General features: G+C 43.0%; 12 protein-coding genes. 11 read left to right on the forward strand and 1 reads right to left on the reverse strand.

Annotation, left to right across the window (positions count from 1 at the left end):
• Nucleotides 1-135: 135 nt before the first annotated feature.
• Complete coding sequence (locus NST45_RS04170; RefSeq protein WP_036683705.1) at nt 136-372, reverse strand: DUF2626 family protein; 237 nt, start codon at nt 370-372, stop codon at nt 136-138.
• Nucleotides 373-717: 345 nt separating this feature from the next.
• Between NST45_RS04170 and NST45_RS04175 the strand changes: the two genes are divergently transcribed.
• From NST45_RS04175 to mraZ, 11 genes are all read left to right on the forward strand, one after another.
• Complete coding sequence (locus NST45_RS04175; RefSeq protein ID WP_036683702.1) at nt 718-1,368, forward strand: RsfA family transcriptional regulator; 651 nt, start codon at nt 718-720, stop codon at nt 1,366-1,368.
• Nucleotides 1,369-1,475: 107 nt separating this feature from the next.
• On the forward strand, nt 1,476-2,438 hold the full coding sequence (locus NST45_RS04180) for a 2-dehydropantoate 2-reductase (RefSeq protein ID WP_036683699.1): 963 nt from the start codon (nt 1,476-1,478) through the stop codon (nt 2,436-2,438).
• A 21-nt stretch (nt 2,439-2,459) separates the two neighbouring features.
• Nucleotides 2,460-2,846: a DUF3397 domain-containing protein gene (locus tag NST45_RS04185; RefSeq protein ID WP_036683696.1), complete on the forward strand. Its 387-nt coding sequence runs from the start codon at nt 2,460-2,462 to the stop codon at nt 2,844-2,846.
• Nucleotides 2,847-2,996: 150 nt separating this feature from the next.
• Nucleotides 2,997-4,706 (forward strand): peptide ABC transporter substrate-binding protein, encoded by a 1,710-nt coding sequence (locus NST45_RS04190; RefSeq protein ID WP_036683694.1) that lies wholly within the window; start codon nt 2,997-2,999, stop codon nt 4,704-4,706.
• Nucleotides 4,707-4,927: 221 nt separating this feature from the next.
• Nucleotides 4,928-5,860, forward strand: a complete 933-nt coding sequence (locus tag NST45_RS04195; protein WP_036683691.1) for an ABC transporter permease — start codon at nt 4,928-4,930, stop codon at nt 5,858-5,860.
• 3 nt (nt 5,861-5,863) lie between these two features.
• Nucleotides 5,864-6,799, forward strand: coding sequence for an ABC transporter permease (locus NST45_RS04200; RefSeq protein WP_036683689.1), 936 nt, complete (start codon nt 5,864-5,866; stop codon nt 6,797-6,799).
• An 11-nt stretch (nt 6,800-6,810) separates the two neighbouring features.
• Nucleotides 6,811-7,806: an ABC transporter ATP-binding protein gene (locus NST45_RS04205; protein ID WP_036683686.1), complete on the forward strand. Its 996-nt coding sequence runs from the start codon at nt 6,811-6,813 to the stop codon at nt 7,804-7,806.
• Nucleotides 7,803-8,723, forward strand: a complete 921-nt coding sequence (locus tag NST45_RS04210; protein ID WP_036683682.1) for an ATP-binding cassette domain-containing protein — start codon at nt 7,803-7,805, stop codon at nt 8,721-8,723. The genes NST45_RS04205 and NST45_RS04210 overlap by 4 nt, the downstream gene beginning before the upstream one ends.
• 230 nt (nt 8,724-8,953) lie before the next feature.
• Nucleotides 8,954-10,585 (forward strand): bacillithiol biosynthesis cysteine-adding enzyme BshC, encoded by a 1,632-nt coding sequence (bshC, locus tag NST45_RS04215; RefSeq protein ID WP_036683679.1) that lies wholly within the window; start codon nt 8,954-8,956, stop codon nt 10,583-10,585.
• Nucleotides 10,586-10,750: 165 nt separating this feature from the next.
• Complete coding sequence (locus NST45_RS04220; RefSeq protein WP_170914265.1) at nt 10,751-12,022, forward strand: adenosylhomocysteinase; 1,272 nt, start codon at nt 10,751-10,753, stop codon at nt 12,020-12,022.
• 263 nt (nt 12,023-12,285) lie between these two features.
• Nucleotides 12,286-12,723, forward strand: coding sequence for a division/cell wall cluster transcriptional repressor MraZ (gene mraZ, locus NST45_RS04225; protein ID WP_036683674.1), 438 nt, complete (start codon nt 12,286-12,288; stop codon nt 12,721-12,723).
• The last annotated feature ends 7 nt before the right edge of the window (nt 12,724-12,730 follow it).

Genomic DNA, 12,730 nt, shown 5'->3' on the forward strand with positions numbered 1-12,730 from the left:
CCACCACCTTTTTTTGAAATGATATATGTATGTACTAATAATATGTTTAACCCTTCTAAAATAGCATACAAACAAAAAAACGGAAGTGATCCTTATAAGATAAGGACCTCATCCGCTCCAAAAGAGTACTGCAATTTATAGTGGAAGACCCATTTGAAAGATCGTCCAATAACTAAATCCGGTGAAAGTCAGAATCATGTATGCCCAGAAGAGAAGAACATAAGTTTTTTCAGTAAATTTCATATAGCCAAGTATTACGAAAAATGCTGTTTGCAAAAAGAAAAGCAAGGCCATTTCTGTTAGACCTCCGGCGAAAGCCATCAATCCAATAGCTAATGTGAAAAAACCTAATACCCGAAACATGCGGTCCAAGAGAGAGTCCCCCTTCCAGTATGTATCTCACGAATATTCCTTCGATTTATTATACCCTCAACATAATTATGTGTAAACGAATTCATTGAAAAAAATGCACTAATCTTCAAAAAATGTGATTTTTATAATTGACCTGAGTGATTAGCGCTTTAAAAAAGAGAATTTATAGTTTTATGCGTATGATGTACGCAGATAATGGAAATACAAATTAGTATCAAATAGATTCTATGAACTCTATGAGAAGCATAGAAATGGAGTAAGCAGCTTTTATCCCTATTCACTACCCGGCAGAACTGCCGGTTATGGAGATGGTTATTTCATGACGTTGTTAGGAGGTTTGGCTTTATGACAGCCGTTAGACAGGACGCTTGGAGTGCAGAAGATGATCTAATATTGGCAGAAGTAACTTTGCGACACATTCGGGAGGGCAGCACACAGCTTGCCGCTTTTGAAGAGGTGGGTGAAAAAATCGGCAGAACTTCGGCCGCTTGCGGATTCCGCTGGAACAGTTGTGTTCGGAAAAGTTATGAAGGTGCAATCGGTATTGCTAAAGGGCAGCGTCAAAAGCGTAGCTACCTGAAAAAGCAGCCGTCAGTAAGAGGAGCGCAAGTAGCTGGTCTGATTCTGGGTGATGTCGATGAGGAATTTGGGCGCGGTGAGGGATTAAGTGAAAACACATTATCCATTGATGCGGTCATTCGTTTCTTAAGACAATGGAAGGGTACGATCCAGGAAGCAGGACGTCAGCTGAAAATGCTGGAAAGAGATCTGCGCGAGAAGGAAGATGAATTAACAGAATTACGATCTGAGAATGAGCGGTTGTCTAAAGAGGTTAATCTTGCTCAAAGCGACTACCGGGTAGTCAACGATGATTACAAAGCTTTAATTCAGATTATGGATCGTGCTCGCAGGCTTGCTTTCTTAAATGAAGAAGAAGAAGAAATGAAGACTCGTTTCAAAATGGATGGTAACGGAAATTTAGAACGCATTGAATAAACGATAGGTTAACTAACAATCCCGCAAGTGGTCTGCTTTTTAAGCACCACTTGCGGGGTTTTTGGTATACTTAGAAAAATTGTGCTTAAGATCAGCAGGAGGGTTATATGAAAATTGATATAATTGGTGCAGGTTCACTCGGGCTGCTGCTGGCAGGGAGATTGATCCAAGCCGGGAATGATGTGAGACTGTGGTGCCGAGGGGTAGAACAATGCCAACGATTAGGGCGTGATGGCTTAACGGTTACCTACGAGGATGAACGCGAGCCGATAACAATTTCGGAAGATCAGTTTGTATCCGCGCCAATAGGGGAGTTCGCTGGTGCTTATCTAGAAGAGCCGAGTGATTGGATCGTGGTGACGGTTAAACAGAATACTCTACATAATGATTTGCCTGAATTTCTATCCCTACTTAAGGAAGAGCAAGTACATATGATATGTTTTCAGAATGGTACAGGACATATGGAGATGTTGGGGGGCTTGTTGCCGGACGCCAATTTATATGTAGCTGTGACTACGGAGGCTGCGAAGCGCAAATCATTAACTGAGGTCATTCATGCAGGAGCAGGGGAGGTGTGGATAGGAAAATGGAGCTCAGGGGATGGACAAGCTCATAGCATACATAATGATTTAAAAGCGAATAATTTAATAGAAGTTCTCATAATGGCAGGATTCGCAGCCTTTTTGTCGAATGAAGTGGATACCATGATTTACCGGAAGCTCTTGATCAATGCCGTTATTAATCCACTCACGGCGATTTGGCGTATTCCAAATGGGAAGCTGCTGTCTTCAGAGCAACGCCTCCAATTAATGAAGGAAGTTTTTGAAGAAGCAACAATGGTGTATGATTTCTGTGAAATTACTTATGATAAGGATGCTTGGGATAACATCCTTCAGGTGTGCCGGTTAACGTCTGGCAATATTTCATCTATGCTGGCAGATGTACTTGCTTCAAGAACCACAGAAATTCGTTGGATCAATGGAAGTCTTGTAGAAATGGCAGAACGATCTGGAGTGTCGGCACCATTAAATCGCTGGCTCTGCCAATTAGTAGAAGGTATTGGGGTATGATCTCTGGGGAGAGGTGAAGCTATGGGACTGCTGATGGATTCGGTTATTACTTTAAGCGTTATTCCGATTGTGCCGTTTTTGATTGTTTTTTTCATTGGAAAAGGCTTAAAAAAAGATAAAAAGAAAACTTTTATGCTCGCTATGGACGTGACCACATTTTTTTTATTATTGTCGGTCTCCGCATTGTTTAATAACATCTTTAATTCCGGTTTTGGGTTTTACCTTATACTAATTATTGTATTAATATCCGCTGGACTGATTGGCGGAGCTCAAAATCGGATGAAAGGAAAGGTAGATGGGAAGCGGTTATTTCGGGCAGTTTGGAGACTTTCGTTCTTTTTTATGAGCGTCGGATATTTATTATTTATGTTTGTTGGGCTAATTACCTACATATCACAAGCGATGTAACGTTCCACTGCTTCGGTGAAGCGTCAACGTCACAAAAGTTTAAAGTTTTAAAAAAAAAATATTTTCTGAAAACATTGCACTAGATTTTTTTGACCACTGGTTGTATAATCATAAACCATATACCACATTCTATTTAGGGGGAACTGCTAGATGAAGAAGAGTAAAAGTCTATTGCTAATGATTGCATTAGTACTTGTTATCGGCACAGTGCTTGCTGGCTGCGGCGGAAACAATGCAAACAGCGGCAATAAAGGTAACAATGCTAACACTGGTAACACGGCAACTGGTAATGCAGCTACAGAAGAAAAATTGGCTGCTGACCAAACATTGAGAATTAACCTTAGTTCTGAGCCTCCAACATTTGACCCAGGATTGGCGCAAGATAGCCAAGCTAACACTGTCCTGAAAACAATGTACGAAGGTTTGACTCGCATGAATGATGAAACAGGTCAAGCTGAACCAGGTGTTGCTGAAAGCTGGGAAGTTTCCGCTGACGGTCTGGTATATACTTTCAAACTCCGTGATTCACAATGGAGTAACGGCGATCCTGTAACAACAGAAGATTTCGTTCGCGCTTGGAAACGCGTGCTCGATCCTGCTGCTGCATCTGCTGCGCCTTACGCTTATCAATTGTACTACATCAAAAATGCTGAAAAGTACTACAACAAGGAAATTACTGATTTCAGTCAAGTAGGTGTCAAAGCGATTGATGAGAAAACTCTTGAAGTTACTCTTGAATCCTCCACTCCTTACTTCCTTGGATTGCTTTCCTTCTACACTTATTACCCTGTACACAAATCCATTGAGAGTAATCCTAAATGGGCAACAAGCAAAGATTCTATGATCGTTAACGGTGCTTTCACTCTTACTGAGTGGACTACTGGTCAAACTCTTGTTGTAACTAAAAACGATAAATACTGGGATAAAGATTCCATTAAACTTAGCGCTATCGATTTCTCCCTTGTAAACAGCGGTGCAACTGAACTGCTCAGCTACAAGAACGGTGAATATGATCGTGCGGGCGGACCAACTGGTGAAATTCCATCAGAACAAATTCCAATCGTACAAAAAGAACTTCCTAACGAATTCAGCCGTAAAGGTATTGCTTCCGTATACTACTACGAATTCAATATCACTGAAAAACCATTCACAAACGCTAAAATCCGTAAAGCTCTTGCAATGGCGCTTAACCGCCAAGCTTTGATTGACAATGTAGTTCAAGGTGGACAATTCCCAGCATTCGGTTTTGTACCTCCAGGTATCGCTGGTGCTGATGGTGAATACCGTACAGCAGTTAAAGATAGCTACTTCACTGAAGATCTAGAACAAGCTAAAACATTGCTTGCTGAAGGTCTGAAAGAAGAAGGTATGGATAAACTGCCTACATTCTCCCTGACTTACAACACAAGTGAAGGTCACAAGAAAATCGCTTTGGCGATTGCTGATATGTGGAAAAACAATCTTGGTATCGACGTACAAACCGTTAACCAAGAGTGGGCTGTATTTATTGAAAACCGTCAAAACCTGAACTACCAAGTTGCTCGTGCTGGTTGGACTGCGGATTACAATGATCCAATGACTTTCCTTGATATGTGGGTAACAGGTGGCGGTAACAATGATACTGGTTACGCTAACCCTGAGTATGACAAATTGATCAGCGAAGCTAAAACAAGCACTGACTTGGCAGTACGTCAAGAAAAGTTTGCTGCAGCTGAAAAATTGCTCATCGAGCAAGATATGGTTCTGATTCCTTTGTACTACTACACTAACAACTCCCTGACTAAAGAGTACCTTAAAGGTGTTACTCTTGACTTTAGTGGTGCAATTGACTTGACTCGCGGATACTTGCTTGAGCACTAAGATATTGCTTTAGTAATTACAACAGAATAGTTAGTTGACTGAAGTTGCAGAATACTTCGGGATATATATGTGGAATTCCATATATATCCCTTTTTTTTGTACTCCTGTCTATTTGTTAATTAATGTTATTAATAACATATATAGAAAATAGACAAAAATCCGTTTTTTTCATAAAATCATTATTATGTGTATCAAAAATTGTCGGAGGAGGTGTGATGGGGATGGTTCGTTATGTCGCAAATAAGTTTTTCTATATGTTGGTTTCTCTATTTGTATTGATTTCAGCTACCTTTTTCTTGATGAAAGCTATTCCGGGGGATCCGTTTACTTCTGAAAAGAAGGTACCGCCAGAAATTAAAGCACGTCTGATGGAACAATATGGTCTGGACAAGCCGCTCTCTCATCAGTATTTTAAGTATTTAGGTGATATTATCCAAGGTGACCTAGGTGTCTCAATGAAACGCCTAAATCAAGATGTATCACATTTGATCAGTCAAACCTTTTCAGCGTCGCTGAAGCTGGGACTCGTCGCAATCGTTGTGGCGGTTATTGTCGGAGTATTTCTCGGCATGTTGGCGGCACTCTATCACAGAAAGTTTATTGACAGCGCAGCTATGGTGCTGGCAGTTCTGGGGATTGCGGTTCCGAGCTTTGTAGTCGCGTCATTACTGCAGTACGTATTTGCTTTCAAACTGGGTTGGGTACCGGTTTCAGGTTTTAAAGGGCCAATCTATTATTTCTTACCCGTGGCCGCGCTCTCGGCACAGCCGATCGCCTTTATCGCCCGCTTGACCCGTTCAAGCATGCTTGAAGTTTTGAATGCGGATTATATCAAAACGGCTAAAGCAAAGGGATTGAGCTGGATGGCTATTCTGAGCCGTCATGTACTTCGTAACGGAATTCTACCTGTTGTTACTTATATGGGTCCAATGACAGCTAACATCGTAACTGGTTCGGTTGTTATCGAGCAGATCTTTGGTGTTGGGGGTATTGGTAAACAGTTCGTGGAAGCGATTGGTGTCCGTGACTATACCGTTATTATGGGGATAACCATTTTCTATGGCGTATTACTCATGGTTGCCCGCTTTATTACTGATATTGCTTATGTATTGATTGACCCACGTATGAAATTAAGTGGAGGAAAGGAGGGCTAAAGAGTGGCTACTGAAAATAACTTGCTAAATCTAAAACCGGAAGATTTTCAAAAAGTCGGTGTGGATGAAAAAGAAGCCGAAGTTATCCAGCGTGAGAGTCTCTCTGCTTGGAAAGACTCTTGGCAACGGTTGCGTCAAAATAAAATGGCGATGACTGCGCTCGGTATCCTGGGTTTGATTGTACTTGCAGCGATTTTTGCACCTTTTATCTCGAAATATAACTATTATTCTAATGATTTGATGAGCACCAACAAGCCCCCTTCCTCCGATCACTGGTTTGGAACGGATGATCTTGGTCGTGATATCTTTGTTCGTACTTGGTACGGTGCACGGATCTCCTTGATCGTTGGTCTTGCTGCGGCAGCCATCGACTTGTTCATCGGTGTTATCTACGGAGGCATTATGGGCTTCTTCGGCGGCCGTGTAGATAATATTATGAATAAATTCTCTGAAATTTTGTATTCTATTCCATATTTGCTGGTTGTAATCTTGCTCTTGGTCGTTCTTGAGCCAAGTCTTGGAACAATCATCCTAGCTCTAACCATTACAGGCTGGATTACGATGTCGTGGATTGTGCGTGGAGAAATTATGCAGCTCAAGAATCGCGAATTCGTATTGGCGTCCCGTTCCATGGGTGCTGGTTCTGCGAGACTGTTGTTCAAGCACCTTCTGCCGAACGCGGTTGGTCCGATTATCGTAACCATTACACTGTCTGTACCAAATGCTATCTTTGCTGAGGCCTTCCTAAGCTTCTTGGGTCTTGGTGTACAAGCTCCTGTTGCTTCACTTGGATCGATGATCAATGACTCACTCACCGGCTGGCTGTATTATCCATGGCGCTTCTTGTTCCCTGCGATCCTAATCAGCTTAACAATGCTTTCTTTCAACATTTTCGGTGATGGTCTTCGTGACGCGCTTGATCCTAAGCTGAAGAAATAGGAGGAATATGGATGGAACCTATTTTACAAGTCAAAGATTTGCATATTTCCTTTTTTGTTAAGGGCGGAGAAGTACAAGCTGTCCGTGGTATGAATTTTGAAATTGGCAAAGGCGAAACGGTTGCCATCGTCGGCGAGTCCGGCAGCGGTAAGAGTGTAACTGCTCAATCGATTATGCGGTTGATCCCTTCTCCACCTTCTAAAGTGAAAAAGGGAGAGATTATTTTTCAAGGACAGAATCTGCTAGACAAAAGCATGAAAGAAATGGAATCTATTCGCGGTAAAGATATTGGCATGATTTTTCAAGACCCGATGACTTCTCTGAACCCAACCATCAAAGTGGGCAAACAGATCACTGAAGTTTTGATTAAACATCAGAAAATGTCAGCGGCCGAAGCGAAAAAGCAAGGTATGGAGATGTTGAAATTAGTAGGCATCAAAAATGCGGAGGCTCGCTTTAACCAATATCCCCACGAATTCTCAGGCGGTATGCGCCAGCGTGTAATGATCGCAATCGCGTTAGCTTGCCGTCCGGCTTTGCTGATAGCGGATGAGCCTACAACGGCTCTAGATGTAACCATTCAGGCGCAGATCATGGAAGTTATGAGAGAGATGCAGCAAAAACTAGGTACCTCCATTATTCTGATTACACATGATCTCGGCGTAGTTGCTGGCATGTGTGATCGGGTGATTGTAATGTATGCAGGTGAGGTTGTGGAGACCGGAACAAGATGGGAAATCTTTAAAAATCCACAACATCCATACACCAAAGGTCTGCTGCGCTCAATGCCGCGTCTGGACCAAAAGAAAGGCGAGCCGCTTATTCCGATCATCGGCACACCGCCAGATCTGATCAAGCCGCCGATCGGCTGTCCGTTCACTGCTCGTTGCAATGAAGCGATGCATGTGTGCGAACAAATCGATCCCGGCGCCACAGAATTCAGCGAAACGCATATGGCGCGTTGCTGGAATCTGCATTCGATGGCCAAGGAGGTGCAGTACTCTTGAGTAAGAACCTAATAGAGGTAGAAGGTCTTAAGAAATATTTTAATGTAGGTAAAGGTAAGGTTCTTAAGGCTGTTGATAATATTAACTTCACGATCCGTGAGGGCGAGACACTTGGGATGGTAGGTGAGTCCGGTTGTGGTAAGACTACTGCTGGACGTACGATTCTTCGCTTGTATGAGCCAACTGCTGGAAGTGTGAAATATAATGGTACAGACATTTATAAATTACCTGGAAATCAAATGAAGGCTATGCGCCGTGACATGCAAATGATTTTCCAAGATCCGTACGCATCGCTTAACCCGCGGTTTACGGTTTCTGATATCATCGGCGAGGCACTGGACATTCACGGAATGGCTGGCAGCCGTGCAGAACGTAAGAAACGGATTGAAGAACTGCTGGATATGGTTGGTCTTAATCATGACCATGCAACCCGTTATCCGCATGAATTCTCCGGTGGACAACGTCAACGTATCGGGATTGCCCGTTCGTTAGCGGTTAATCCTAAGTTCATCGTTTGTGATGAGCCGATTTCCGCACTTGACGTATCCATTCAAGCTCAGGTCGTTAACTTGCTTAAAGAATTGCAAGATCGTCTGGGATTGACTTATCTTTTCATCGCGCATGATCTGTCCATGGTTAAACATATCAGTGATCGCGTAGCAGTTATGTACTTGGGTAAAATGGTTGAGTTGGCGGAAAGTGAAGAGCTATATGCAAATCCTATCCACCCTTATACTAAATCCCTATTGTCGGCTATTCCAGTTCCGGACCCGGAAATTGAAGTCAACAAAAAACGTATTCACTTGCATGATGAGCTTGGCAGCCCTATTTATTCTGCTAACGATAAGACCAATGACAGTGACTTTGAATTAGTAGAAGTATCTAAAGGCCACTTTGTCAGCAAAAAATTCGCATAATTTATACTTAGGTTTTCAAAGGCGGGAGCATTATGCTCTCGCCTCTTGTATGTATTTAGGATATTATTTAATGATTTTATAGTATAATTGAACAGTTGGCTGTACCTGTGTTGCTGATATCAAGACATGTTTTGCTTTGACGCGGCTCCTGACTTTGGATACAATCATAGAGAGTTTTTACGAACTTGGATTTACATATAACTGCTTAGTAGAACTGGAGGCACTAGCGAATGAATATTGTAACGGAACCGCTCAAGGGTGGATCTGCACTCTCGCGCGACTATATAGATCATTTTGAAAAGGTTAGTCATTTGTACGGTGGGGATTTCCGCAATAAAGAAAGTAGAAGTAGACGGGCCGATTGGCTAGATAGCAGAGAAAGCCTTCGTGCCGACCGGACTCAGATTGCTGGGTGTCTACGACAATATAATGAAAAGCATAATTCGCATGATGCGGTGATGGCTTCGCTGGCGCTCTTAGAGCAGCCGGGGACATTAGTGGTGACAGGTGGGCAGCAAAGCGGACTATTTACTGGACCCCTGTTAGTGGTATATAAAGCTGCAACTACCATTATGGCGGCAAAAGAAGCAGCTGAACAACTCGGCCGACCTGTAGTTCCTTTATTCTGGATTGCAGGTGAAGATCATGACTGGGATGAAGTGAATCATACGTATGTACTGAATCGTACGCAGGAGATTACTAAGATTAAGATAGAAAAGTCAGAAGAGAAACGCTCCTCAGTAAGTGATATTCGTGTAGAAGAGGAAAGCTGGCAGCAGGTAGTAGAACAGTTAGACGGTCTGCTTCAGGAAAGCGACTTTAAGCCGCAGATCATGGAATTCATTCGCACTTCTTCTTTTAGAGCTGATAGTATGACGGATGCATTTGCCAAGCTGATGGGTTCATTATTTGGTAAATTTGGTCTGATTCTGCTTGATTCTGCTGATCCCAACTTACGTAAGTTAGAACAGCCATTTTTCACTTCGCTAATTATGCAGAATGATGCACTGGAAACAGCGTATATGAATTCTGCTTCTGATATTGTGGGCGCTGGATATGAGCTTCAGGCTGATGTTACAGCTGGCAATGCCAACCTCTTTTATATTCATGAAGGTACACGGCTTCTGCTTCACAAGAAGGACGGAATCTTTACGGATCGCAAGGGTCAGGTATCCTTTACCCGTGATGAATTACTTGAGGAGGTGCAGGCACATCCGGAACGCTTTAGCAACAATGTGCTGACACGTCCACTTATGCAGGATTATGTGCTGCCTGTTCTGGCAACGGTGCTGGGTCAAGGTGAGATTGCTTACTGGGCCATTCCGCGCCGTGCGTTTGAGACCATTGGGGGAGAAATGCCGTTAATTATCCCTAGAATGTCTTTTACTGTCGTAGAAGGTACGCTGCACAAGCATATGGACAAATATCAACTTAGCTTTGAGGATGTAAGACAAGGACTGGATCATAAAAGACATGAATGGCTGGCCGCACAGGATGAGCTGGGGATTGAACGTCGTTTTGAAGAAACCAAAACCTCATTCGCCGCCATGTACGAACCGCTGATTGAGCAGCTTGGAACGGTTCAGGCAGGTCTGCTTAAGCTGGGGAATAACAATAAAGAGAAGATTCTAGATCAGATTACTTTTTTACAGGCGAAAGCCCAAGATGCAATGGCAAAACAGAACGAAGCTGCAATCCGGCAATGGGAGCGAATCGAGCTGTCATTAATGCCACTGGGTAAACTGCAGGAAAGAGTGTACAATATCATGTATTACTTGAACCGGTACGGGCTTGCTTGGCTGGATGAGCTAATGACGGTTGAACCGGATTACAGTGGAACACATCGCATCATTTATATGTAATGGAAGTATCGCTTTCCACAAAACTAAGCTTATGCTTACGAAGTGAGTTTTGTACGAAGTAGATCAATGTAGTAACGCTCACAAAACAAAGCGTATGCTTACGAAGCAAGTTTTGTACGAAGTAGATTCAATGTAGTAACGCTCACAAAACTTTTAGGAGGTTTCATAATGAGTTCATCTAAACAAAATAGTATCGTGGCTGATATGTCACTCGCACCGGAAGGGCATTTGAAAATCGACTGGGTTCGCCAGCATATGCCGGTACTGAACCGTATTCGTGAGCAGTTTGAAGCAGAACAGCCATTTAAAGGTCTAAAAGTTTCGATTACATTGCATTTGGAAGCTAAAACCGCGTATTTGGCGAAGGTTGTCAAAGCTGGTGGTGCAGATGTAACCATTACAGGTTCGAATCCACTTTCTACACAGGATGATGTATGTGCAGCGCTTGTGGAGGATGGAATCACAGTATTTGCTAAATACAATCCGTCTCCTGAAGAATTTAAAGCCCTTAATATCAAGGCACTGGAGAGCAAACCGGACTTGATTATTGATGACGGTGGGGATTTTGCTACATTGCTGCATTCGGAGCGTCCTGATCTGATGGAGAATATTCGCGGGGGTGCTGAAGAAACAACTACCGGGATTATTCGTCTAAAAGCTCTGCAAAAGCAAGGCGTATTGAAGTTCCCAATGGTCGCGGTTAATGATGCCTACTGCAAATATTTGTTTGATAACCGTTATGGCACTGGCCAATCGGCATGGGATGGAATTATTCGCACAACCAACCTTATCGTAGCGGGTAAAACAGTAGTTGTTGTCGGTTACGGCTGGTGTGGTAAAGGTGTTGCCATGCGCGCCAAAGGGCTTGGAGCAAAAGTGGTTGTCACAGAAGTTGATGCGATTAAAGCCGTTGAAGCACATATGGACGGTTTTGAAGTAATGCCAATGCTGGAAGCAGCTAAGGTTGGTGATTTCTTCGTTACAGTAACTGGTAACCGTTATGTAATTCGCGGTGAACATTATGATGTGATGAAGGATGGAGCGATCATGTGCAACGCGGGCCATTTCGACGTTGAAGTGAATAAGCCTGAGCTGTCGGAAAGATCCGTATCCCAACGTACCGTTCGCAAAAATATCGAAGAGTACCAGCTTCGTGACGGACGTAAATTATATCTGCTTGCCGAAGGCAGACTTGTAAATCTGGGTGCTGCTGATGGTCACCCTGCTGAAATTATGGATACAACCTTTGCGCTCCAGGCGCTGTCGCTGAAATATGTAAATGATAATTATAAGAGCATTGGCGTAAAAGTTGAAAATGTTCCTTATGAGCTGGATGAGCAAGTAGCACGCTATAAGCTGGAAAGTCTGGGCATTAACATAGATAGCCTGACTCCGGCACAAGTGGATTATTTGGACAGCTGGAATTTGAACGATTAATAACTGAACGTATAACAATAAAGTGTATTAACCAGTGTACCTTGAACTGAAGCAACTTTTTTAACAAAGCCATGCAACGGACAAGATTCCGATTGTATGGCTTTTTTCTGTGGAGAAATGTTTTTCGGGAAACGAGCTATCTGATTTAGGAAAAATTTCCTTGGCCAGAAAAAGGTTTTTGATTTTTAATGGCGAATCTATTATGCTTAAGTGGTGAAAAGTGGGGTAAAGTGGGGATTCGGGGATTAGGGGTGGGAAAAAGGATGTTCATGGGAGAGTATCAACACAGCATTGACGACAAAGGCCGAATCATTATTCCGGCTAAACTCCGTGAATTGCTCGGAACCTCCTTCGTGACGACCCGCGGCCTAGACTCCTGCCTGTTTGTTTATCCCATGGAAGAATGGGCAATCATGGAACAAAAGCTTAAAAGCCTTTCGCTGATGAAATCAGATGCCCGCGCATTTAGCCGCTTTTTTTTCTCAGGTGCAACTGAATGTGTTTGGGATAAGCAGGGAAGGGTAAATCTGCCGGCTAATTTACGGCAGTATGCCAAACTGGACAAAGACTGTGTCATTCTGGGCGTTTCGAACCGGGTGGAAATCTGGAACAAAGAGCTTTGGGAACAGTACTTCGAACAGTCCGAGGAATCGTTCAACGAAATCGCTGAGAAATTGGTGGATTTCAATTTTGATCTATAAAACACAA

The sequence above is a fragment of the Paenibacillus sp. FSL R7-0163 genome, assembly GCF_037969975.1.
Lineage (GTDB): Bacteria > Bacillota > Bacilli > Paenibacillales > Paenibacillaceae > Paenibacillus_AQ > Paenibacillus_AQ odorifer.

Excerpts from the sequence above, each read along its gene's own strand:
- NST45_RS04175 (WP_036683702.1), top strand. The coding sequence starts at position 718 with ATGACAGCCGTTAGACAGGACGCTTGGAGTGCAGAAGATGATCTAATA.
- NST45_RS04180 (WP_036683699.1), top strand. The coding sequence starts at position 1,476 with ATGAAAATTGATATAATTGGTGCAGGTTCACTCGGGCTGCTGCTGGCA.
- NST45_RS04185 (WP_036683696.1), top strand. The coding sequence starts at position 2,460 with ATGGGACTGCTGATGGATTCGGTTATTACTTTAAGCGTTATTCCGATT.
- NST45_RS04190 (WP_036683694.1), top strand. The coding sequence starts at position 2,997 with ATGAAGAAGAGTAAAAGTCTATTGCTAATGATTGCATTAGTACTTGTT.
- NST45_RS04195 (WP_036683691.1), top strand. The coding sequence starts at position 4,928 with ATGGTTCGTTATGTCGCAAATAAGTTTTTCTATATGTTGGTTTCTCTA.
- NST45_RS04205 (WP_036683686.1), top strand. The coding sequence starts at position 6,811 with ATGGAACCTATTTTACAAGTCAAAGATTTGCATATTTCCTTTTTTGTT.
- bshC (WP_036683679.1), top strand. The coding sequence starts at position 8,954 with ATGAATATTGTAACGGAACCGCTCAAGGGTGGATCTGCACTCTCGCGC.
- mraZ (WP_036683674.1), top strand. The coding sequence starts at position 12,286 with ATGTTCATGGGAGAGTATCAACACAGCATTGACGACAAAGGCCGAATC.